36 protein-coding genes and 2 tRNA genes are annotated in these 22096 nt (G+C 43.0%); all 38 read right to left on the bottom strand.

The features are described from left to right. Positions 1-145: 145 nt before the first annotated feature. A tRNA-Gln gene (locus tag G400_RS0113615) sits at positions 146-217 on the bottom strand. A 6-nt stretch (positions 218-223) separates the two neighbouring features. Next, positions 224-296 (bottom strand) — tRNA-Glu (locus G400_RS0113610). Positions 297-572: 276 nt separating this feature from the next. Beyond that, entirely contained in the window at positions 573-3086 is a 2514-nt protein-coding gene (locus G400_RS0113605) for an AAA family ATPase (RefSeq protein ID WP_017262685.1), read from the bottom strand. Positions 3087-3112: 26 nt separating this feature from the next. Further along, positions 3113-3640, bottom strand: coding sequence for a hypothetical protein (locus tag G400_RS0113600; RefSeq protein ID WP_017262684.1), 528 nt, complete (start codon positions 3638-3640; stop codon positions 3113-3115). Positions 3641-3852: 212 nt separating this feature from the next. Further along, on the bottom strand, positions 3853-4245 hold the full coding sequence (gene rpsI / locus G400_RS0113595) for a 30S ribosomal protein S9 (protein WP_017262683.1): 393 nt from the start codon (positions 4243-4245) through the stop codon (positions 3853-3855). A 13-nt stretch (positions 4246-4258) separates the two neighbouring features. Continuing rightward, the gene (rplM, locus tag G400_RS0113590; RefSeq protein ID WP_017262682.1) at positions 4259-4702 is read right to left on the bottom strand and encodes a 50S ribosomal protein L13; all 444 of its coding nucleotides are present in this window, start codon (positions 4700-4702) and stop codon (positions 4259-4261) included. A 108-nt stretch (positions 4703-4810) separates the two neighbouring features. Next, a complete protein-coding gene (truA, locus tag G400_RS0113585) occupies positions 4811-5593 on the bottom strand; it encodes a tRNA pseudouridine(38-40) synthase TruA (protein ID WP_017262681.1) in 783 nt (260 codons plus the stop codon). Positions 5594-5624: 31 nt separating this feature from the next. Next, positions 5625-6425: an energy-coupling factor transporter transmembrane component T family protein gene (locus G400_RS0113580; protein WP_017262680.1), complete on the bottom strand. Its 801-nt coding sequence runs from the start codon at positions 6423-6425 to the stop codon at positions 5625-5627. Beyond that, complete coding sequence (locus G400_RS0113575) at positions 6425-7288, bottom strand: energy-coupling factor ABC transporter ATP-binding protein (protein ID WP_017262679.1); 864 nt, start codon at positions 7286-7288, stop codon at positions 6425-6427. The genes G400_RS0113580 and G400_RS0113575 overlap by 1 nt, the downstream gene beginning before the upstream one ends. Further along, a complete protein-coding gene (locus G400_RS0113570) occupies positions 7264-8106 on the bottom strand; it encodes an energy-coupling factor ABC transporter ATP-binding protein (protein ID WP_081495883.1) in 843 nt (280 codons plus the stop codon). The genes G400_RS0113575 and G400_RS0113570 overlap by 25 nt, the downstream gene beginning before the upstream one ends. Next, positions 8100-8624, bottom strand: a complete 525-nt coding sequence (locus G400_RS0113565) for a hypothetical protein (RefSeq protein WP_017262677.1) — start codon at positions 8622-8624, stop codon at positions 8100-8102. Before G400_RS0113565 ends, G400_RS0113570 begins: the two co-directional genes overlap by 7 nt. Positions 8625-8928: 304 nt before the next feature. Further along, positions 8929-9312: a 50S ribosomal protein L17 gene (gene rplQ, locus G400_RS0113560; protein ID WP_017262676.1), complete on the bottom strand. Its 384-nt coding sequence runs from the start codon at positions 9310-9312 to the stop codon at positions 8929-8931. Between the two features lie 31 nt (positions 9313-9343). After that, positions 9344-10288: a DNA-directed RNA polymerase subunit alpha gene (locus tag G400_RS0113555; protein ID WP_017262675.1), complete on the bottom strand. Its 945-nt coding sequence runs from the start codon at positions 10286-10288 to the stop codon at positions 9344-9346. 76 nt (positions 10289-10364) lie between these two features. Beyond that, the gene (gene rpsK / locus G400_RS0113550) at positions 10365-10754 is read right to left on the bottom strand and encodes a 30S ribosomal protein S11 (RefSeq protein WP_017262674.1); all 390 of its coding nucleotides are present in this window, start codon (positions 10752-10754) and stop codon (positions 10365-10367) included. Between the two features lie 28 nt (positions 10755-10782). After that, the gene (gene rpsM / locus G400_RS0113545) at positions 10783-11148 is read right to left on the bottom strand and encodes a 30S ribosomal protein S13 (protein WP_017262673.1); all 366 of its coding nucleotides are present in this window, start codon (positions 11146-11148) and stop codon (positions 10783-10785) included. A gap of 24 nt (positions 11149-11172) precedes the next feature. Next, on the bottom strand, positions 11173-11292 hold the full coding sequence (gene rpmJ, locus G400_RS16200) for a 50S ribosomal protein L36 (protein ID WP_081495882.1): 120 nt from the start codon (positions 11290-11292) through the stop codon (positions 11173-11175). A gap of 33 nt (positions 11293-11325) precedes the next feature. Beyond that, positions 11326-11541, bottom strand: a complete 216-nt coding sequence (gene infA, locus G400_RS0113540; protein WP_017262672.1) for a translation initiation factor IF-1 — start codon at positions 11539-11541, stop codon at positions 11326-11328. 161 nt (positions 11542-11702) lie between these two features. Continuing rightward, a complete protein-coding gene (locus tag G400_RS0113535) occupies positions 11703-12368 on the bottom strand; it encodes an adenylate kinase (protein ID WP_017262671.1) in 666 nt (221 codons plus the stop codon). 2 nt (positions 12369-12370) lie between these two features. Continuing rightward, complete coding sequence (secY, locus tag G400_RS0113530) at positions 12371-13708, bottom strand: preprotein translocase subunit SecY (protein WP_017262670.1); 1338 nt, start codon at positions 13706-13708, stop codon at positions 12371-12373. Then, positions 13709-14143, bottom strand: a complete 435-nt coding sequence (rplO, locus tag G400_RS0113525) for a 50S ribosomal protein L15 (protein ID WP_017262669.1) — start codon at positions 14141-14143, stop codon at positions 13709-13711. A 32-nt stretch (positions 14144-14175) separates the two neighbouring features. Next, a complete protein-coding gene (gene rpmD / locus G400_RS0113520) occupies positions 14176-14361 on the bottom strand; it encodes a 50S ribosomal protein L30 (protein ID WP_017262668.1) in 186 nt (61 codons plus the stop codon). A 13-nt stretch (positions 14362-14374) separates the two neighbouring features. Then, positions 14375-14875: a 30S ribosomal protein S5 gene (gene rpsE / locus G400_RS0113515; protein ID WP_017262667.1), complete on the bottom strand. Its 501-nt coding sequence runs from the start codon at positions 14873-14875 to the stop codon at positions 14375-14377. Between the two features lie 18 nt (positions 14876-14893). After that, on the bottom strand, positions 14894-15250 hold the full coding sequence (gene rplR / locus G400_RS0113510) for a 50S ribosomal protein L18 (RefSeq protein WP_017262666.1): 357 nt from the start codon (positions 15248-15250) through the stop codon (positions 14894-14896). An 80-nt stretch (positions 15251-15330) separates the two neighbouring features. Next, complete coding sequence (gene rplF, locus G400_RS0113505) at positions 15331-15867, bottom strand: 50S ribosomal protein L6 (RefSeq protein ID WP_017262665.1); 537 nt, start codon at positions 15865-15867, stop codon at positions 15331-15333. Between the two features lie 29 nt (positions 15868-15896). Beyond that, positions 15897-16295 carry a 30S ribosomal protein S8 gene (gene rpsH / locus G400_RS0113500; RefSeq protein WP_017262664.1) on the bottom strand — a complete coding sequence of 133 codons (399 nt, stop codon included), beginning with the start codon at positions 16293-16295 and terminating at the stop codon, positions 15897-15899. A gap of 87 nt (positions 16296-16382) precedes the next feature. Next, positions 16383-16568 (bottom strand): type Z 30S ribosomal protein S14, encoded by a 186-nt coding sequence (locus G400_RS0113495; protein WP_017262663.1) that lies wholly within the window; start codon positions 16566-16568, stop codon positions 16383-16385. A 17-nt stretch (positions 16569-16585) separates the two neighbouring features. Beyond that, a complete protein-coding gene (rplE, locus tag G400_RS0113490; RefSeq protein WP_017262662.1) occupies positions 16586-17128 on the bottom strand; it encodes a 50S ribosomal protein L5 in 543 nt (180 codons plus the stop codon). Between the two features lie 27 nt (positions 17129-17155). Then, positions 17156-17464, bottom strand: a complete 309-nt coding sequence (gene rplX / locus G400_RS0113485; protein ID WP_017262661.1) for a 50S ribosomal protein L24 — start codon at positions 17462-17464, stop codon at positions 17156-17158. A 50-nt stretch (positions 17465-17514) separates the two neighbouring features. Beyond that, positions 17515-17883, bottom strand: coding sequence for a 50S ribosomal protein L14 (gene rplN, locus G400_RS0113480; protein WP_017262660.1), 369 nt, complete (start codon positions 17881-17883; stop codon positions 17515-17517). 46 nt (positions 17884-17929) lie between these two features. After that, the gene (gene rpsQ, locus G400_RS0113475; protein WP_017262659.1) at positions 17930-18193 is read right to left on the bottom strand and encodes a 30S ribosomal protein S17; all 264 of its coding nucleotides are present in this window, start codon (positions 18191-18193) and stop codon (positions 17930-17932) included. A 27-nt stretch (positions 18194-18220) separates the two neighbouring features. Further along, the gene (gene rpmC, locus G400_RS0113470) at positions 18221-18421 is read right to left on the bottom strand and encodes a 50S ribosomal protein L29 (RefSeq protein ID WP_017262658.1); all 201 of its coding nucleotides are present in this window, start codon (positions 18419-18421) and stop codon (positions 18221-18223) included. 2 nt (positions 18422-18423) lie between these two features. Further along, positions 18424-18858, bottom strand: a complete 435-nt coding sequence (rplP, locus tag G400_RS0113465; protein WP_017262657.1) for a 50S ribosomal protein L16 — start codon at positions 18856-18858, stop codon at positions 18424-18426. Between the two features lie 2 nt (positions 18859-18860). Beyond that, complete coding sequence (gene rpsC / locus G400_RS0113460; RefSeq protein ID WP_017262656.1) at positions 18861-19523, bottom strand: 30S ribosomal protein S3; 663 nt, start codon at positions 19521-19523, stop codon at positions 18861-18863. Positions 19524-19535: 12 nt separating this feature from the next. Continuing rightward, positions 19536-19883 carry a 50S ribosomal protein L22 gene (rplV, locus tag G400_RS0113455; RefSeq protein WP_017262655.1) on the bottom strand — a complete coding sequence of 116 codons (348 nt, stop codon included), beginning with the start codon at positions 19881-19883 and terminating at the stop codon, positions 19536-19538. 16 nt (positions 19884-19899) lie between these two features. Next, positions 19900-20178 (bottom strand): 30S ribosomal protein S19, encoded by a 279-nt coding sequence (gene rpsS, locus G400_RS0113450; RefSeq protein ID WP_017262654.1) that lies wholly within the window; start codon positions 20176-20178, stop codon positions 19900-19902. 85 nt (positions 20179-20263) lie between these two features. Further along, positions 20264-21097, bottom strand: a complete 834-nt coding sequence (gene rplB / locus G400_RS0113445) for a 50S ribosomal protein L2 (RefSeq protein WP_017262653.1) — start codon at positions 21095-21097, stop codon at positions 20264-20266. An 85-nt stretch (positions 21098-21182) separates the two neighbouring features. Continuing rightward, entirely contained in the window at positions 21183-21470 is a 288-nt protein-coding gene (rplW, locus tag G400_RS0113440) for a 50S ribosomal protein L23 (RefSeq protein WP_017262652.1), read from the bottom strand. Further along, complete coding sequence (gene rplD / locus G400_RS0113435; RefSeq protein ID WP_017262651.1) at positions 21470-22096, bottom strand: 50S ribosomal protein L4; 627 nt, start codon at positions 22094-22096, stop codon at positions 21470-21472. The genes rplW and rplD overlap by 1 nt, the downstream gene beginning before the upstream one ends.

Raw genomic sequence — 22096 nt, 5'->3', positions numbered from 1 at the left:
AATTACATGATGTTCCACAAACTCATTTTTCTGTATAGACATAACGCGAGATATGTATAAACAAAGACAGAAAGAAAAAAACATACCAACGACGCCCCATTAAAACTCAAAAATCTTAACAAGGCGTATTAGTATGTTTGCAAACTTGGGATAGCTGGATTCGAACCAGCGCATGACGGAGTCAAAGTCCGTTGCCTTACCACTTGGCTATATCCCAATAAAATGACCCGTATGGGACTCGAACCCATGTCACCGCCGTGAAAGGGCGGTGTCTTAAACCGCTTGACTAACGGGTCTTATTTAAATCATATTGTTAATATAAAACACATTATTGGGATGAACCATAGACAAATTAGTCAAACTGACAAAAAGAAGAGCTATTACTAATCGTGTCTTTCGACATACATAATCAACAACAAATATGATTAAAGCCTAACTTCATCGGCAATGGGGCTGATAGTGCCAATTCAATTGATTACCATTCTGCACAAAAAGAACCCGCCAATTGGCAGGTTCTTTTTGAATCGAATTCAACTGCCACATTATCTAGCAGTTTACCCAACAAAATCAGTTCAAGAAATGCATTCGACCAATATACTATCAACAATGTTCGTGGGATCGGCTACTGAAAGATTTTTTGAGAGCCAAATCTTATGATGTGTAATAATCTTATCAGTTAAATTTCTTGCCCAACGTCCATTTGATTTTTCATTTGAAGGTAATCCTGAATAAGCTTTCTCCACGAGCGACTGCAAAAGTGGTTTATTAAACTTCCAATTTTTTGATAAACGAATTTTAACTATTTCTGCTATTTCCGATGCTGAATAATCTTGAAAATTCAAATTCAATGGAATTCTGGATTTCAAGCCAGGATTGGTATTCAAAAAATCATTCATTTGCTGAGTGTAACCAGCAAAAATGACAATAAAATTCTCTCTATTATTCTCCAACTCTGTAATCAGAGTTTCAACAACTTGTTTGCCAAAATCATTACCTGATCCCGAAGATGTTAACTGATAGGCTTCATCAATAAATAGGACACCACCCATTGCATCCCTTACTGCCTTTTTAGTTAATTCCTCACTTTGACCGATATATCGGCCCACTAAGTCGGCACGACTCACCTCTAAAACAGTATCCTTGGGCAAAATTCCTAAATCATAAAACAATCTTGCTATCAATCTAGCAACTGTTGTTTTACCTGTACCTGGATTTCCCGAAAACACCATATGATATGTGGGCTTTTCTTCAACAATTTTCCCTGAAAGGCTTTTGTTGGTTACAATTGTAGCCGTGAGGTTGGCTACATAACTTTTCACACTTTCAAGCCCAACCATTTCATTCAACTGTTCCAGAATTACGTCTGTTTCATTTGCTTTATCTTTATCACTTCCACCAGTCAACTCATCTATATCAGAGTTTAAAATTTGTGAAATACCGTGACTTTTGTTTTTTATAGAATTTTTGGCCATCACGCGAATTAATTTGTCGTTAAAGTTTCTCACCCAACGTCCATTTGAAGAAGCATTTTCTCTTTTATATGACTTAATAACTGCAGCGCTATAATAGACTTTGTCAAAATCAAATGATTTGTCCAATAATTGTTTTACACCTATCTCGCTTATTTCTTCCGGTGTATAGTCCTCAAAATCAAATAGATTTGGAGCTCTAGATGAAAGACCAGGGTTCATGTTGATAAAATCCTTCATTTGCTTTGTATAACCTGCAAATATTATCATCAATTCATCACGATGATCTTCCATGTATTTTAATATGGTGTCAATAGCCTCTTGACCCCAATTAGTTCCACCTTCTTGATACAATGTATAGGCTTCATCTATAAATAGAACACCACCTGTTGCCTCTTCCAAAATTGATTGCGTTTGTATTGCTGTCCCACCGACATGCTGTGCAACTAAATTTTGCCTACTTGTTTCAACATAATTATCAGATGGCATTACTCCTTCTTCAAACATAGCCCTTGCTACAAGCCTTGCAACGGTCGTTTTACCTGTACCCGGATTACCAAGAAAAAGAGAGTGATATGACTGACTTATAGGCTCAAGACCTTGTTGAGCCCTTTGTTTATTAAATACAGCCATATCAATAAAGTCGTGGACTGTCTTTTTTACACTGCGGAGCCCTACCATCTTGTCAATTTCATCTATTGCTCGTTCATTTTTATGATTCTGTTTCTCAAAGGAATTATTTTCTTTATTTTCATCTTTTTCGGCAGGTTGAAACTTCGCTCGTGCTTTAGGCACTATCTTAGCATTCTGAGTTTCTTGTTGTTTTTCAGTTTTCTTATATTCAATGCCCCAAACTTCAACAATGGCTTTTTCAGACGAATCGCAGGCTAAACGATGCTTATCATCAATATTATTCCTTTTTACATCCAATTTAGACGAAACGACACGAACTATAGAGTAGCCGCTTGGCAAAATCAGATTAGAAATAGAACCTATCGAATTAGATAATACGGATAGTATATAAATGTTTTCTTCTGTATTTTGCGTATACAAATAGTCCGCTTGCATCTCACTATTTTTACTCAATATGGTCCAAACACGTATTTGCGACTTTTCTATATTGATTTCTGAATGACTAGCTCTAAGAGAATCCATATCAACTTGTTTAACAGTCACAACACTCTTTTCCGAAGCAAAAATAGACGGTGTTTTTCTAGTGTCACGATGTATAAAGCGTGAACTGTCACTTTGAAGCTCTGCCGATTTCAAATAAACCGATGGATAATTTTTAACAACACTTTCTATAATTACGTTACTCAGTTTGATTTTTGAAAAATTGCCAGCATAAATACAATTGCGCTTTTCAGATTCTGTAAGAACCTTTACATTATTTAGTTCAAACGTAGAACTATCCCTGAGAACAAACGATGTCTTAAGAACCACATCGGCTGGTCCATCACCTTTTCCGATAATTTTTAACGAGCCAACTTCAAACCAGTCAGGTAATGTATATACACCTGGATCAACAAGAATGACATCCCCATCGGAGCACTTAATAACGGCATCCTCAAACGTGTGCTTCCTAAACCCCATTCCAACACTATATGCATGCTTCATACTAAACTCCTAAATTAATTTTCTAACTATAAATCCATTTTTTTTGCTTGAACAAGCATATAAGCCAACCCAATGATTCCCAAAATAAAGCTCAAACCAAACCGAATGCTAAAGAAAAACAGCCATAGTAACCAATAAACTATAACCCCAAAACCACTGCCACTAAGAAAAACGGAACCATTTGTACCGACGATAAGTGAGTAAAGAATATTTTCCTTTAATCCCATCATTTTAACTGTTTCACCCAGAATTGTTACTGTAATTGGATAGAAAATAAAATCAAGAGGAACTGACCATAGTGGAACCATTCCTGCGTAGAAGAACACGGCCAAAAGGGAGAGCAGATAATTCGTTATCCAAAAACTGCGAGATTGCAGCTTGAAAATTTCAATAAACCAATGAAATGAACCATTCTTTTTTCTACCCTGATTGTCATGAACCCCAATCTTTACTTCTTGTTCTGCCTCTGCAATTGGTTCACTTTGAACTTCTTTATTTACTTTTTCTTTGTTGGCTGCACTTGTACGTGGTCCAAAATGAGGTTTGTTTTCCAAAATGAATCTCCTTAAAATGACATTTGTCGATTATTCTAATACATTTATACATTTTACTTAAAAAATAACGTGAGTGCATCATTAATACAAAAAAGAAATCAAGTGTAATGTATTTGACATTTTTCCATTCACAAGTCCCCTTAAATATCCAATACAAAAAGAACCCGCCAATTGGCAGGTTCTTTTTGAATCCAAAGTCGATAATGATAAGATTAACGCTTTGAGAATTGTGAAGCTTTACGGGCCTTTTTAAGACCGGGCTTCTTCCGTTCCTTCATCCGAGCATCACGAGTCAAAAGACCTGCGCTCTTCAGAGCTGAACGGAAATCAGGGTCAACCGTCAGTAAAGCACGGGCAATACCGTGACGAGTGGCACCGGCTTGACCGGAGAAGCCACCACCATTGACGTTAACCATAACATCGTAATTACCAGTCGTTTCTGTTGCAGCAAATGGTTGAACAACCACTTCACGCAAGTTAGCGAATGGAATGTAGTCTTCAATATCCTTACCATTCATGGTAATTTTACCAGTGCCGGGAACTAAGCGAACCCGAGCAACTGAGTTTTTCCGACGACCTGTGCCGGCGTATTGAACAGTAGCCAATGTGATTTCCCCCTTAGATTAATTTAGTAATATCCAAAACTTCTGGCTGTTGTGCAGCTTGATCATGTTGGTCACCTGCATAAACGTGAAGCTTAAGCAGTTGTTTGTGACCAAGCGTACCTGCTGGCAACATGCCCTTAACGGAAGTTTCAATCAACCGAATTGGGTTTTCATCACGAAAGTTACCTGCAGTGCGTGACTTCAAACCACCTGGATGGTTTGAGTGGTGATAGTAAATCTTGTTTGTGGCTTTCTTACCAGTCAAGCCCACTTTTGAAGCATTAAGAACAATGACAAAGTCACCCGTATCCACATTAGGGGTAAATGTTGGCTTGTTCTTGCCTCGAAGAATAGAAGCAACGACTGAACTTAAGCGTCCCAAAGGAACGTCTGTGGCGTCAACCACGTACCATTTACGGTCTACTTCACCTGGTTTTGCTAAATATGTTGTACGCACGGTATTTTCCTCCAATTTCTTGTCTGTTTGACACTCGATAAAACTTTCCGGGGCTTATCGTGGGGCAAACAATACCAAGTAATAGTGTACTGTCCTGCCCCTCATAAGTCAATTGTTATTTTCATCTGAAACGTGTTTGTCATACAGCACAGATTCCAGATACAAACCGCTAGCCGGTGCCGTTTCACGCGCTTCCTCACGGTCTTTAGCCGCCAGCACCCGTGGAATGTCATTAACCGGACGACGCCCATTACCAATTTGTAACAACAACGCTACCATAATACGAACTTGATTATAGAGAAAACCACTACCGTAAAAATCAAACACAAACTCATGATCTTCAGGACGCTCGTGAACTTGAACATCATAAATCATTCGTATATTTGACTTGGCTTGGCTACCTGAGGCCACGAAACTGGTGAAATCATGCTCACCAATCAAATCACGGCTCGCCGTCTGCATCCTGTCGAGGTTTAACGGATATTTATAGTGTCCAGTATAGTTCCGTTTGAATGGATCGACAAACGGCGTATTGGAAACGATGTAACGATAACGTTTGCCATGCGTTGAAAAACGGGCATGAAACGTATCATCAACCTCTTCAACACTCACCACTGCCATATCAAGCGGAAACATACTATTGAGCGCTAACCGTAAATTAGGAGCCGGAATCGGCTTTGGCAAATCAAAGTGGATCACCTGCCCGTGAGCATGTACCCCAGCATCTGTTCTCCCCGATCCAAAAACCTGAATGGCTGGTTGAGGATTTTTCGCAATCTGATTTACCACTTTCGTTAAAACAGATTCAACGGTCCGCTGATGAGGCTGAACCTGAAAGCCGGCAAAATCAGTACCGTCATATTCAATAACAACTTTGTAGCGTTGACTCATTACCGACCTCCCTAGTTTTCTAGAAACGTTTTTACATGTGACGCAACACAACGAGAACAACATTTAACACAAGAATGACAACAACTGCTATCGTGTCGGCGTTATGCCACTTCAGTACCCGGTAACGCGTGCGGTTAGTGGCGCCTTGATAACCACGTGACTCCATGGCCGTCGCTAAATCGTCGGCTCGTCCAATGGCCCCGACAAAAAGCGGAATCAACAATGGGACAATTGCCCTCAAACGCTTGATTAAACCACCATTATTAAACTCCACTCCACGTGCACGCTGCGCATTCATAATTGTCTGCGCTTCATCCAACAATGTCGGTACAAACCGAAGCGCCACAGAGAGCATGAGAGCCGTTTGGGCCACTGGGAAGTGAATAACCCGCAACGGTCGCAAAAGCGCTTCTACGCCGTCCGCAATCGCCAATGGCGCCGTCGTCAACGTGAGCACCGTTGCCATCGTTATAATTAACAGAAAACGTAAGAAAACTGCTGTGGACGTTTGAATCCCCGTGGAGGTAATCATTAAAATACCCCAATGCCAGTAAATATGCCCGCCTGGCGTAAACAGTAATTGCAAAATTGCCGTGAACACAATCAACCAAATCAGTGGACCAATACCACGCACAAAATAGCTGAAACTCAGTCCTGTTAAAAAGATAACGCCGCCAATAAAGGCAAACATCAACACATAAGTTAACCAATTTGTGGTTAAAAAGGCGATCACAATAAAATAACAAGCCAACACCAACTTAGCTCGTGGATCTAACCGATGTAACCATGAATGGCCGGGAATATAACGTCCGAGCGTCAGTTGCTCAAGCATTAACGTCCCTCCTTCGGTAACTGACCACGCAACTGTATTGCCAGCTGTTCAGCCGTTAACGGCAACGAGTCAAATTCAAAACCACGAGTCACTAAGTGTTGCGCAAAATTAGCAGCTGTTGGTAATGCCAATTGCTGTGCTTTTACCCATTCAGGATTGGCAAAAATTTCAGCAGGTGTGCCTGCCTTAATCAAATTACTATGTGCCATCACTAGCGCCTGATCCGCATAGTCAGCAACATCATCCATTTGGTGCGTCACTAAGATAACCGTCAGTTGTTGGTCAGCTTTCAACTTAGCAAACATGGCCATCATTTCAGCTCGTCCGCGTGGGTCTAACCCGGCCGTTGGCTCATCTAAAACAAGCACGCGCGGTTGACTGGCTAAAACGCCAGCAATGGCAACGCGCCGCATCTGTCCACCAGACAACTCAAATGGTGAACGGTTTAGCAACTCATCCGGTAACCCAACGTCATGAGCCGCCTGATGTGCCAAACTCATTGCCTCTTCATTAGTGAAGCCAAAGTTAAGGGGACCAAACGCGATGTCACGCTCCACCGTTTGGTCAAATAACTGATTTTCAGGGAATTGAAACACCATCCCAACATGTTGATGAAGTGACTTCAGGTGTTTATTTGTTGTTTTAGCAGTTAACTGAAAATCATCCACTGTAACCGTGCCACTTGTAGGCTTAAGTAAACCATTCAAGTGCTGAACAAGTGTACTTTTGCCACTCCCTGTATGACCAATAATCGCAGTAAACGATTCACTAGGAACAGTGAAACTAACATCGCTTAGCCCGACTGCCTCAAACGGCGAGTTGGGCTGGTACATATAGTTTACATGGTCAAATGTAATTGCCATAACCAATCCTCCAACTCGTCGTCTGTTAAGTAATGTTTCGGGGCGATTAGTCCTTGTTTAGCCAATTGTTGGCTCAATTTTGTGCTAAACGGTAAGTCTAGCCCCGTGGACTCAAGTAATTGTTCGTCACTGAAAATAGCGCGCGGTGTCCCTTCACTAATCAACTGGCCGTTATCCATAACTAGCAGTCGTTGCGCTTGTGCGGCCTCACTTAAATCATGAGTGATTGATAAAATGGTCGGTGCTTGATTAGAACGACGAAGATGTTGCAATACAGACAACACCGTCTGCCGCCCGTGAGGATCCAGCATACTAGTTGCCTCATCCAATACAATAATACTGGGGTTCATCGCAATGATTCCTGCTAGGGCCACCCGTTGCTTTTGCCCGCCTGACAACCGGCTGGGCTCACGTTCTGCAAACTGCCACATATCGACAGCTTCTAGAGCGTCTTGAACACGTTGTTGCATCTCAGGACGCGGTACCCCCGCATTTTCCAAGCCGAAGGCCACATCATCGGCCACCGTGGCGCCAACAAACTGATTGTCCGGGTTCTGAAACACCATGCCTATGTGTTCACGTACCAACCAAACTGATTCTGGTGACAACTTTGTTCCAGCTACAGTAACTGTTCCTGATTTAAAATCAATAAGTCCATCCAAAGCACGAACTAAAGTACTCTTACCACTGCCGTTATGACCAACGATAGCCACCCACTCTCCGGCATTCACCTCAAAGGAAATATGATTTAATGTAGGCCGGTCTGCATCGGGATATTGATAAGATAAATCGTTAACTGAAATGATCTTTGTCACGATGTTCCCTCACTTCCTGCCGTATTGGCATGGTTGTTAATTTTAAACTGGTGTTGTTCGCCGGTATGTGCAGCGTGAATCAAACGCCCCATATAATTTTGATATAACTGAAAACACTGTTTATTACCGTGTTTTAAAGACAGTTTTGCGACATTAGGTTCTTTAAGCAGTGCCGTATTCCAGCGGGTAATATCGGTTGCAGTCGCTGGATTATTCAATCCAAATTGATCAAGTTGATTAAAAGCGACATTGACAAGTTGTCCATGTTCATCAACGTTAACAACAGCGAACACGCGGTAGCCGTCAACGTAATGACTTTCACTCAACGTATATGCGCCAGGTTTAAATGCTTCTTTAGGTAATACCTTGGCCGCTCGCTCACTTAGCCGACGTAAACGTGATTCATGTTCTTCGTGACGTCGTTGAGCGTTAATAGTTGTAATAGCGGTTGCCCCGAGTGCAAGCACTGCCAGTAGGACAACTACAAGACCTGTAATTAACTTCGCATGTTTGGTTTGCACTCAGTCTTCACCTCACTATAAAACGAATAATACCGCACTATTTTAGCGAAAACTAGACCAATACGCAAGCAACGCTGAAACCACTAGTAAACTCGTGTAATCAATTAATTCTATGTACAAAAAAATCACTTAGCATCACGGCACGAGCAAAAAACTCATTCAAGCTAGACTGGGCGAACGCGATCGCCATCATCATAACGCTTTATACCATTGACACTAGTGATTATTTTGAATATTCAAATACTAAATATATCCGTCGATATATTTAGGGTAGCTATTCAGACTACCATTGAACAGATAATGATTAGTCGACGAATTCCAAGATAACCATTTGCGCAGCATCGCCACGACGAGGCATAGTCTTGTACATCCGAGTGTAACCACCATTACGTTCAGCAAACTTAGGTGCTAAGTCATCAAATAACTTTTGCAATGCAGTTTGCGCTTTAACGTTGTCACCGTCTTCTTTGACATCTGCAACAACATCACGAACGAAAGCAGCTGCTTCACGACGAGCATGCAAGTCGCCTTGCTTACCCCAAGTAATCATTTGATCTGTGGTCTTACGAACTTCCTTGGCGCGTGCTTCGGTTGTTTCGATCCGGCCATTAACAATCAAACTGGTTGTTAAATCGCGTAACAAAGCCTTACGTTGTGAACTAGTACGTTGTAATTTACGGTAGCCCATGCTTGAACCCTCCTTTTGTTGATAAGTCCGACTAGTCTTCTTGTTTCAAAGAAAGACCTAAGCCAGCCAATTTTGCCTTAACTTCTTCAAGTGACTTACGACCAAGGTTACGAACCTTCATCATGTCGGCTTCAGTACGATCCGTCAGCTCTTGAACCGTGTTGATACCAGCACGTTTCAAACAGTTATACGAACGAACAGACAAGTCTAACTCTTCGATGGTCATTTCGAGCATCTTTTCCTTGTGTGTTTCTTCCTTTTCGACCATGATTTCGGCATTCTTAGCCGTATCTGTCAAATCAACAAACATTGCAAGGTGTTCAGTTAGAATCTTCGCAGCAAGACTAATTGCTTCACTAGGCGTAATTGAACCATCAGTCCAAACGTCTAATGTCAGCTTGTCATAGTCATCACGTTGACCAACACGTGTGTTTTCAACCTGGTAGTTGACACGTTCGATTGGGGTATAAATGGAATCGATTGGTAATACACCAATTGGCATATCATCCTGACGAGCTTTGTTTTCATCAGCTGAAACGTATCCACGGCCCTTGTTTGCAGTTAAGTGCATGTGGAAAGTGGCACCGTCTGCTACCGTGCAGATGTAAAGATCAGGGTTCATAACTTCAACATCAGCATCCGTTTGAATATCACCAGCAGTGACAGTCGCAGGACCCTTAACGTCGATGTCCATTCCCTTTTCTTCATCGGTCGCCATCTTCAAAGAAACCTTTTTCATATTCAAGATGATTTGTGTAACATCTTCAACGACACCCTCAACAGTTGAGAACTCGTGAAGTACACCATCGATTTGAATACTGGTGACAGCAGCACCAGGCAAAGATGAAAGCAAAATCCGACGTAACGAATTTCCTAATGTTGTTCCGTAACCACGTTCAAGTGGTTCAACGATGAACTTCCCATAGTTGTTACTTTCATCGATTTTGTGAATATTTGGCTTTTCAAATTCGATCATTCTTTTGTTTACCCCTTTCAAAACTCGTCTTGTTAATTAATGAATGTTCATCACTCCAAATAAGTGATGTCATCAATTAAACACGACGACGCTTTGGAGGACGAGATCCGTTATGCGGCACTGGTGTGACGTCACGAATTGCCGTAACTTCTAGACCAGTTGACTGCAGAGCACGGATAGCTGCTTCACGACCGGAACCTGGACCTTTAACGGCAACTTCAACCGTCTTCATACCATGTTCCATAGAGCCTTTAGCTGCGGCTTCAGCGGCCATTTGTGCAGCGAAAGGAGTGGATTTACGACTACCACGGAAACCAAGGGCACCAGCTGAAGACCAAGCAACAGCGTTCCCTTGAACGTCAGTAATCATAACTAAAGTGTTGTTAAACGTTGAGTGAATATGTGCAACACCTGACTCGATGTTCTTTTTTACACGACGCTTACGCGATGTTTTTCTACCTGCCATAAGAAATGCTAACCTCCTTTATCTTGAATTACTTCTTCTTACCAGCAATTGATTTAGCTGGGCCTTTGCGAGTCCGTGCGTTGTTCTTAGTGTGTTGTCCACGCACTGGTAAACCACGACGGTGACGCATGCCTCGGTATGAACCAATTTCTTGTAAGTTCTTGATGTTTAAGCTAACTTCACGGCGAAGATCTCCTTCAACCTTGTAGTTATCAACAATTGCACGAATCTTATCTTCGTCTTCTGGAGCCAAGTCCCGAACACGAACGTCTTCGCTAACACCAGCTTCAGCCAAAATCTTTTGAGCTGAAGTATTACCGATTCCGAAAATGTAAGTTAAACCGATCACGATCCGTTTGTCACGTGGTAAGTCAACACCTGCAATACGAGCCATAACAATTACCTCCTTTTATATGAATTATTTACCTTGACGTTGCTTGTGCTTTGGGTTTGCTGAGCAAATCACCATAACACGGCCGTTACGTTTGATAACACGGCAGTGTTCGCACATTGGTTTAACTGATGGTCTTACTTTCATGATATTTCCTCCAGAATTATGAGGCCTTAGGTATTACTTGAAACGGTACGTAATCCGACCCTTTGTTAAGTCATAAGGTGACATTTCAACAGTTACCTTATCACCAGGTAAAATACGAATGTAATGCATCCGAATCTTACCCGACACATGAGCCAAGATTTCGTGACCGTTTTCAAGTTCTACTTTAAACATTGCATTAGGCAACGTTTCTTTAACAGTACCTTCGATTTCAATTACGTCACTAGCCAAGCAGGTTTACCTCCCTTTTAAAAAAGTATTTTATAAATACGGTGGCGTCGAACGACGGAAAAACGGCGAAAACCACCGTTTCCACCCTCTTTACAAAAACATTGCGCAAACCATACCAAGAGAGTTTATCACATTCTTAAAGGGACTGCAAACACTACACTCTAGTCGTTAACTGACTGAAGCACGTCAGCAACGTCTTTGAAGACGAGGTCAATGTCCCGTTCGCCGTTAATGGTGTGCAGAACATTTTGATTCTTATAGTAATCAACCAATGGCGTGTTCATCTTGATGTTCACCGCCAAACGATTCTTAACCGTTTCAGGCTTGTCATCGTCACGTTGATAAAAATCATGCGACCCACAAACGTCACACGTTCCTTCAACTTTGGTCGGGTTACTAATACGGTTATAGGTTGCACCACATACACGGCAAATGTACCGTGCAGATAATCGGTCAACCAATACCGATGGTTCAACGTCGATATTAATCACGGCGTCCAAGTGACGATCAGAGTCAGCCAACATTTTATCTAAAGCGGCCGCTTGATCTAAGTTCCGTGGATACCCATCCAACATGAAGCCATTCGTTAAAACGTCCTGTTGGCTGAGGCGGTCACGAACAATACCGTTCGTGACTTCATCGGGAACCAATTCACCCTTATCAATGTAAGCTTTAGCAGCAAGTCCCATTTCAGTCTTGTTAGCCATTGCCTCGCGGAAAATATCCCCCGTCGAAATATGCGGTACTTGATATTTTTCGTCGATCTTTTGTGCTTGCGTACCTTTACCAGCACCAGGCAAGCCCATCAGAATCAAATTGAATGCCATGATTAATCCTCCTGTTTTTCTGCTTCATGTGCTTCAAGCGCATCATCTTGGATGAAACCAACGTATTGTCGTTTCATCATTAAGCCGTCCAATTGACGAATAATGTCAATGGCAACCCCAACAACGATTAATAATGACGTGCCACCAAGACCAATGGATTCGTCTAGGCCCCAAATATCACTGGCCAACAGCGGTACTAAGGCAACTAATCCAAGGAACAGTGAACCGACAGTACTTAAACGCATGAGCAAATGAGAAACATAGCTTTGTGTGTCTTTACCAGGCCAAACACTTGGAATATAACTGCCCTGCTTTTGTAAGTTCTCGGACAATTTCTCAGGATTAACCTGAACAAAAGCATAGAAGAAAGTAAACAAGACAATTAATACAGTGTAAAGAATGGCACCTTCAGTCGTTTGCATATTGAAGATACGAGACATCACTTGGTACCAGTTATCCGCACCATGACTCTTTTGGAACGCCAACAGAATTGACTGAGGCGTCGAAATCAAAGAACTAGCGAAGATAACCGGAATAACACCGGCAACGTTAACTTTCAAAGGCAGATAACTACCTGATCCAGACGTAGTTGCGCGACGCGTATATTGAATTGGAATCCGCCGTTCAGCTTGTTGCACCCACGTTACAGCAACGATAATTACGATAACTAGAACGAGAACAGCAACGATGAACAGAATACCCTGCCACATTTGGCCCTTGGAGGCATCAGTGACGTTTTCTTGCCATAATTGACGAACACCAACTGGTGTGCGCGCAATGATTCCGGCAAAAATGATCATCGAAACACCATTTCCTAAACCTCGCTGAGTAATCATATCCCCCAGCCAAGTAGCAAACATTGTTCCAGCCGTGAGCAAAATTCCAATCATGATAAAAGTCTGTGCATTTGGTGTCTTAATCAAATGCATGGAAGCTAAGACGTTAAAACCAGCTGTGATACCGATTGATTGAACAAAGGCTAACACAATCGTTAGATAGCGTGTCGCCTGGTTCAACTTACGCCGACCTACATCACCTTGTTTACTCCATTCAACAAACCGCGGCACAATATCCATCTGGAGTAATTGAACAACAATTTGAGCAGTAACAAACGGGGAAACCCCCATTGCAAACAAGGAATAGTTCGTCAAACCACCACCGGAAAAGATGTTCATTACATTAACAAGCCCGGAGCTTGCCACTGCTTGTAAAGCATGCGCATTAACTCCGGGAACGGTAATATAACAGCCTAACCGATAGACAATTAAGACAAACAAGGTAAAGAAGATCTTATTTCGGATTTCACGACTCTTAAAAGCATTCGAAATCGTCGAGATCAACTAGATCACCTCAGTCTTACCGCCGGCTGCTTCAATTGCAGCTACAGCTGCGTTTGAGAATTTGTTAGCGTGGACAGTCAACTTCTTAGTAACTTCACCGTTACCAAGAACCTTAACACCACTCTTTTCGTTCTTCACTAAACCTGCTTCAACTAAGGTAGTTGGTGTAACATCAGCACCTTCATCAAAACTGTTTAAGGAAGCCAAGTTAACGATGGCGTATTCCTTACGGTTAATGTTAGTGAAACCGCGTTTTGGAATGCGACGGTACAGAGGCATTTGACCCCCTTCAAAACCGACACGTGTCTTACTACGAGCCTTTTGACCCTTTTGACCACGACCGGAAGTTTTACCGTTCCCGGCTGATGTACCGCGACCGCGGCGCATACGTGCTTTACGAGAACCTTCGCTTGGTTGTAATTCGTTCAACTTCATTAGGTTGGCACCTCCTTACACTAGAAATGTGATTACTTAACTTCTTCAACTGTGACTAAGTGCGCGATCTTAGCGATGGCACCGCGTGTTGCTTCGTTGTTAGGACGTACGACCGTGCTGTTAACACGACCTAGTCCTAAACCATACGCAACATTACGAACCTTGGGCTTCTGGTGAACGGCACTTTTCACTAAAGTAACTTTTACTTGATTAGCCATGAGTTTCGTCCTCCTATTCAGCTAAGTGTTCTACAGACACACCACGCAAGGCAGCAACGTCTTCTGCACGCTTTAATTCCTTAAGTCCTTCAAAGGTGGCACGCACAACGTTAATCGGTGTGCTTTCACCAAGAGACTTACTTGTAACGTCGGCAACACCGGCAAGTTCCATGACGGCACGAACAGCACCACCAGCAGCAACACCAGAACCTTCAACGGCTGGCTTAAGCATAACCTTTGATCCTGAGTAAATACCCAGCACTTCGTGAGGCAATGTTGAACCAACAACAGGAACTTTAATTAAGTTCTTGTGAGCAGCTTCGACAGCCTTACGAATAGCTTCTGGAACTTCTTGAGCCTTACCAGTACCAAAGCCAACATGACCATTGTGGTCACCAACAACGACTAAGGCAGCAAAACGAAGACGACGACCACCCTTAACAACTTTCGTAATCCGGTTGATGGAAACGACGTTATCTTCTAAATCTAACTTACTTGGGTCGATAAAAGCCATTTGGTTATTCCTCCTTCTCTAGAATTTAAGTCCGTTTTCACGAGCGGCTTCAGCCAAAGCTTCTACCCGACCATGATATAAGTAACCGCCACGATCGAAGACAACATCAGTAATCTTCTTTTCGTTAGCGCGTTTAGCAACTAGTTCACCAACAGAAGCAGCTTTTTCTGTTTTGCTAGTTCCCTTAACATCTTTATCTAGTGTTGAGGCACTTGCCAGCGTCACACCCGCTACGTCATCAATTACTTGCGCGTAGATGTTTGAATTAGAACGATAAACGTTCAAGCGTGGGCGCTGCGCAGTACCAGAAATCTTGCCACGAACGCGCGCATGGCGGCGTTGACGTGTTTTATTCTTATCTGGTTTAGAAATCACAACAATTCACCTCATATTTTATTCGCAGTGAATGCGTGCACTGCGACACGATAGTGGCAAACAAAGAAGTAGACAAAAGTCTACTTACCAGTTTTACCTTCCTTACGACGAACATATTCGCCTTCGTAACGAATACCTTTACCTTTATAAGGCTCTGGTGGACGGATACCACGGATTTCAGCAGCAAAGTCACCGACTTGTTGCTTAGAAATACCTGATAAAACAACAGTAGTGTTGTCAGGAACTTCAACCGTAACACCTTTACGGCCATCGAATTCAACAGGGTTTGAGTAACCAACACTCATGATCAGCTTAGTGCCTTGCAATTGTGCACGGTACCCAACACCGACTAACTTCAATGTCTTCTTGAAACCATCTGTAACACCTTCAACCATGTTGGCGAAGTTGGCACGAGTAGTTCCGTGAACGGCCTTTGTTTTGTTGTTGTCGTCAGGACGATCAAACGAAACTTCAGTACCGTCTACTTTCATTGTGATCATGTCAGAGAACGTCCGGGTTAACTCACCTTTAGGTCCTTTAACAGTCACATCGTTACCGTTTTGTTTAACTTCTACCCCAGCGGGTAAAGTTACAACTTTATAACCAATACGACTCACGTTTTACACCTCCGATCGATTCTAAATGATTACCAAACGTAAGCGAGCACTTCGCCGCCCACGTCTTTTTGACGTGCTTCTTTATCGGTGATCACACCTTCAGACGTAGAGATGATTGCAATCCCTAAACCGTTCAAAACCTTAGGAACTGAATCGGCCTTTACGTATGAACGTAAACCAGGCTTGGAAATCCGCTTTAAGCCAGAGATGACACGTTCGCCATCCTTGCCGTACTTAAGAAATACACGGATAATACCTTGCTTGTCGTCGTCAATGTATTCAACATCGCGAATGAAACCTTCATTTTTCAAGATTTCCGCAATGTCATGTTTAATCTTTGATGCAGGAACTTCAACTGAATCGTGACGAACCATGTTGGCGTTACGAATCCGAGTTAAAAAGTCTGCAATCGGGTCAGTCATAGACATCGATATTTGCCTCCTTTTAGTATCGATAAAATCAATAAAACGACTTGAAAGGAATCCAAATCGAATTTACTCAGTAAAGACCGAAGTCTACCAACTAGCTTTCTTCATGCCAGGAATTTGACCCTTGTGGGCTAATTCACGCATGCAAAGGCGGCATAGATGGAACTTACGATAAACTGAGTGCGGACGTCCACAACGTTCACAACGTGTGTAAGCTTGCGTTGAAAACTTAGCTGGGCGTTGGCTTTTTACAACCATTGATTTCTTTGCCATGTTTGTGGAACCTCCTATTATTTAGTAAATGGCATCCCAAGTTGGGCAAGCAACTCGTGGGATTCCTCATCAGTGTTAGCAGTGGTTACGATAACAATATCCATACCACGAACCCGGTTAACGTTGTCGTAATTGATTTCAGGGAAGATCAGTTGTTCACGAACACCCAAAGTGTAGTTCCCACGTCCATCAAATGAACGGTTAGAAACACCATGGAAGTCACGAACACGTGGCAATGACACATTGATCAACTTGTCTAAAAAGTCATACATCCGTTCACCGCGCAAAGTTACCTTAGCACCAATGGACATTCCTTCACGAAGACGGAAACCGGCAATTGACTTCTTGGCCTTTGTAATAACTGGCTTTTGCCCAGCAATAAGGGTCATTTCATTAACGGCTTCGTCCAAGTTCTTTGAGTTAGTGGTTGCATCACCAACCCCCATGTTCAGCACAATCTTGTCGATGTGTGGGGCTTGCATGCTTGAACTGTAGTTGAATTTTTCGATTAAGGAAGGTTTGATTTCCTTTTCGTATCGTTCTTTCAAACGGTTAGTCATTCTAAGATATTCCTCCTTTCCCTAAAATTAAGCGATTGTATTGCCAGTCTTCTTGGCAACGCGAACCTTTTTACCATCTTCAACTTTAAAACCAACACGCGTTGGCTTCTTAGTTGATGGGTCAATTAACATTACGTTAGATACGTGGATTGGCGCTTCAACATCAACGATTCCACCTTGTGGGTATTCGTTGTTTGGCTTCTGGTGTTTCTTCACCATGTTGATGCCTTCCACGACGACGCGGTCTGACTTGGCTAAGGTTGCCTTTACGGCACCTTCCTTACCCTTATCCTTACCGGCGATTACGCGAACTTGATCTCCAGTTTTTAAGAACATTCTGCTGTGCACCTCCCGTTCAACTTATGCATCCAGCTTGATTACTTTGATTACAGAACTTCAGGTGCTAACGAAACGATCCGCATGAAGTTACCTTCACGAAGTTCACGCGCAACTGGTCCAAAGATACGAGTACCACGAGGGCTCTTGTCATCTGAGATAATAACAGCTGCGTTGTCGTCAAACTTAATGTATGAGCCATCAGTACGGTGCATACCGGATACAGTCCGAACGATAACAGCTTTAACAACGTCACCCTTTTTTACAACGCCACCTGGTGTTGCTTGTTTAACAGTAGCAACAATAATGTCACCGATGTTGGCTGACTTACGAGTGGAACCACCCAAGATCTTGATTGTCAAGATTTCACGGGCACCAGAGTTATCAGCGACCTTTAAACGACTTTCTTGTTGAATCACGGTTTTATCCTCCTTCCGCAGCTAATTAGAATACGTAGAAATGGTGTTACAGGATGACAGCCTTTTCAACGACATTCAATAGGCGGAAGTGCTTGGTCTTTGACAAAGGCCGAGTTTCCATAATCCGTACGATATCGCCAGTCTTGGCTTCGTTGTTGTCATCTTGCGCAACGAACTTCTTGGTGTATTTAACCCGCTTACCATAAACTGGGTGGGTCTTGTAAGTATCGATTGCGACGATAATCGTCTTGTCGTTCTTGTCAGAAACCACGTGGCCTTGGTAAACCTTACGTGCGTTACGTTCAGTCATAGGTTAAGTTCTCCTTTCGTATTCTAATTATTTGCTTTGGCTTAATTCTTGTTGACGGAGAGCCGTCTTCAACCGGGCGATGTTCTTACGAACCTGCTTTAAACGAGCAGTGTTTTCTAATTGACCAGTAGCCAATTGGAAACGTAAGTTGAACAATTCGTCCTTGTAGCCCTTTTCTTTATCAATCATTTCAGCAGTGGTTAATTTACTAATATCAGTCATTTTCATAATTATTCGCCACCTACTTCTGCTTCTGCTTCTTCTCGTGAGACGATTTTCGTCTTAACGGGCAGTTTGTGGCTAGCTAAACGTAAAGCTTCGTGCGCAACTTCAGAAGAAACGCCACCTACTTCAAACATAACCTTGCCACGCTTTACAGGAGATACCCAACCTTCAGGTGCCCCTTTCCCGTTACCCATACGAACACCAACACCTTTAGAAGTGTAGGACTTATGAGGGAAAATCTTGATCCAAACTTTACCACCACGCTTCATGTAACGGTTCATGGCAACACGAGCCGCTTCAATCTGGCGGTTAGAAACCCATGATGAAGTAATAGCTTGCAAACCGTAGTCGCCAAATGCAACTGTCTTGCCGCCCTTGGCTTCACCACGCATGTGACCGCGGAATTCCCGACGGTGCTTTACACGTTTAGGTACCAGCATGATTATTTCCCTCCTCGTTGAGTATTTGCTGACTTCTTGGCAGGAAGAACTTCACCACGGTAGATCCAGGTTTTAACACCTAGCATACCGTAAGTAGTCCGTGCTTCGTCCCAAGAATAGTCAATGTCCGCACGCAATGTATGCAACGGAACAGTTCCTTCTGAGTAACGTTCTTTACGGGCAATGTCAGCACCGTTTAAACGGCCTGAAACCATTGCTTTGATTCCGTGTGCACCAGAACGCATAGTACGTTGGATAGCACCACGCATAGCGCGACGGAAAGCAACACGTTGCTCTAATTGCTTGGCAATTGAATCCCCAACTAAATGAGCATCCAAGTCAGGCTTCTTGATTTCAATGATGTTGATGTGTACTTGCTTGCCAGTTAAGCTGTTAAGTTCCTTACGGAGCTTTTCAACTTCTGACCCACCTTTACCGATAACCATCCCAGGCTTAGCAGTGTGAATGGATAATACCACTCGGCCAGCAGCCCGTTCGATTTCAACGGTTGAAACAGATGCGTCGGCAAGTCTTTGATCGATAAACTTACGGATTTTAACGTCTTCGATTAACCAAGTTGCGTAATCTTTATCAGCATACCACTTGGCTTCCCAATCGCGGATAACTCCGACACGAAATCCGTTTGGATTTACTTTTTGACCCACGCTTGTTCCCTCCTACTTTTCAGATACGACTACTGTGATATGACTAGTCCGCTTGTTAATTGGTGATGCGGAACCCTTAGCCCGAGGACGGAACCGCTTAAGGGTTGGTCCTTCATTAGCAAATGCTTCAGATACAACTAAGTCAGCTCGATCTAAGTCGAAGTTGTTTTCAGCATTAGCAACAGCAGACTTCAATACTTTTTCTACGTCTTCGGCAGCACCGCGAGGCGTGAATTTTAAAATGGCAAATGCTTCGTTAACGCTCTTGCCGCGAATAAGGTCAACAACTAGGCGAACCTTACGAGCAGCGACACGAACAGTCTTTGCAGTTGCTTTTGCAGATGTAACTTGTTCAGCCATTGTTCAGTCCTCCTAATTATTTACTAGTAACCTTGTCGGCACCAGCGTGTCCGCGGAAAGTCCGCGTTGGAACAAATTCGCCAAGCTTGTGACCAACCATGTCATCAGAGATGAACACTGGGACATGCTTCCGTCCGTCATAAACAGCGATAGTGTACCCGATGAAGCTAGGGAAAATCGTTGAACGGCGTGACCAAGTTTTGATCACTGTCTTCTTTTCAGAATCAGCTTGTGCAGCGATTTTCTTCAGCAGATGTTCATCGGCGAAAGGTCCTTTTTTAAGACTACGACCCATCGTGTGGCCTCCTCTCTTGTTAGCTATTAGCTAACGCGTTCGTGTGTTTAACAACTAATGTCGTATATGCATTGAATAAGAAAGATTACTTCTTCCGACGGTCACGCACAATAAGCTTGTTAGAACGAGCCTTGTGGTTACGAGTCTTCTTACCAGCAGTCTTCTTACCCCATGGTGACATTGGCGATGGACGGCCGACTGGGGCTTTACCTTCACCACCACCATGTGGGTGATCGTTAGGGTTCATAACTGACCCACGAACATGTGGACGTTGACCAGCATAACGCTTACGACCCGCTTTACCTAAGTTGATCAGTTCGTGTTGTTCGTTACCAACCGCACCAACAGTAGCACGACCAGCAGCAAGAACCATGCGAACTTCACCAGAGGCCAAACGAACTAAGGCATACTTGCCTTCCTTACCCAACAACTGAGCAGATGCACCAGCTGAACGAGCAATTTGGCCACCTTTACCAGGCTTTAATTCAATGTTATGGATAACAGTACCAACTGGAATGTTAGTTAATGGCAATGCATTACCAACTTTGATATCTGCTTCAGGGCCTGATTCAACAACAGTGCCAACTTCTAGCCCCTTAGGTGCTAAGATGTATGACTTTGTTCCATCCTCATAAACTAGTAAAGCAATGTTAGCGGTCCGGTTTGGATCGTATTCAATAGCTTTAACAGTTGCCTTGTAATCGTCTTTAATACGCTTAAAGTCGATAATCCGGTAAGCACGCTTTGTACCACCACCACGATGACGAACAGTCATGTGGCCTTGGTTGTTACGGCCTGCACGGTGACTTTGTGATTCCAATAACGACTTTTCAGGGGTCGTTTTAGTGATTTCACTAAAGTCGGAACCGGTCATGTTACGACGACCGTTAGTGGTTGGTTTATAACTCTTAATACCCACTATACTTTCCTCCTAATTTTTCGTGCCGTGATTGGTTGTCCCTTGTGAGGAGCCGTATCATCATCGGCGCATAGATTGAAGAAGACTATTCTTCGTTAAATAACTTGATTTCCTTTGAGTCTGCACTCAAAGTAACGATTGCCTTACGACGCTTCTTAGTGTAACCACTGTAACGTCCTTGGCGCTTAAGGTGTCCCTTAACGTTCATTACGTTAAGTTTGATTACCTTAACATCGAAGATTTCTTCGATGGCGCTCTTGATTTGCGTCTTGGTTGCGCGAGTATCAACATCAAACGTATAACGCTTGTCATCGATATCAGCCATTGAAGACTCAGTCACAACTGGGCGTAAAATCACATCACGTGCTTCCATTATGCGAGCACCTCCTCTACCTGAGAAAGAGCAGATTGCGTAATCACCATCTTGTCGTTGTTAACAACATCCAAAACATTAACGCCCTTAGCAGTCAAAACAGTGACATTAGCTAAGTTACGTGCAGACAATGCTGCGTTTTCGTTGTCATCTTCAACCACAACAAGGGTCTTTTCAGCAACTTTCAGGTTGTCTAAAACAGTGGCAAATTCAGCAGTCTTTGGTGCTTTAAAATCTAAGGCATCAACGACAACCAAGGCTTTGTCCAAGACCTTTTGTGATAAGACAGACTTCATGGCAAGCTGACGCGCTTTTTGTGGCAACTTGTAAGCGTATGAACGTGGAGTTGGTCCGAAGACAACACCACCGCCACGCCATTGTGGTGAACGGATCGACCCTTGACGAGCACGACCAGTACCTTTTTGACGCCATGGTTTCTTACCACCACCGCGTACAGCACTACGGTTTTTAACCGCGTGAGTACCCTGACGCATTGAAGCGCGTTGCATCAATACGGCATCGGTGATGACATTATTGTTAGGTTCGATACCAAACACAGCATCGTTTAAATCAACTGTGCCTGACTTCTTACCATCTTGTTTGAATAAATCAACGCTGGTAGTCAT

It is taken from the genome of Furfurilactobacillus rossiae DSM 15814 (genome assembly GCF_000428925.1).
Lineage (GTDB): Bacteria > Bacillota > Bacilli > Lactobacillales > Lactobacillaceae > Furfurilactobacillus > Furfurilactobacillus rossiae.
This window is presented reverse-complemented; position numbering and strand designations above follow the sequence as displayed.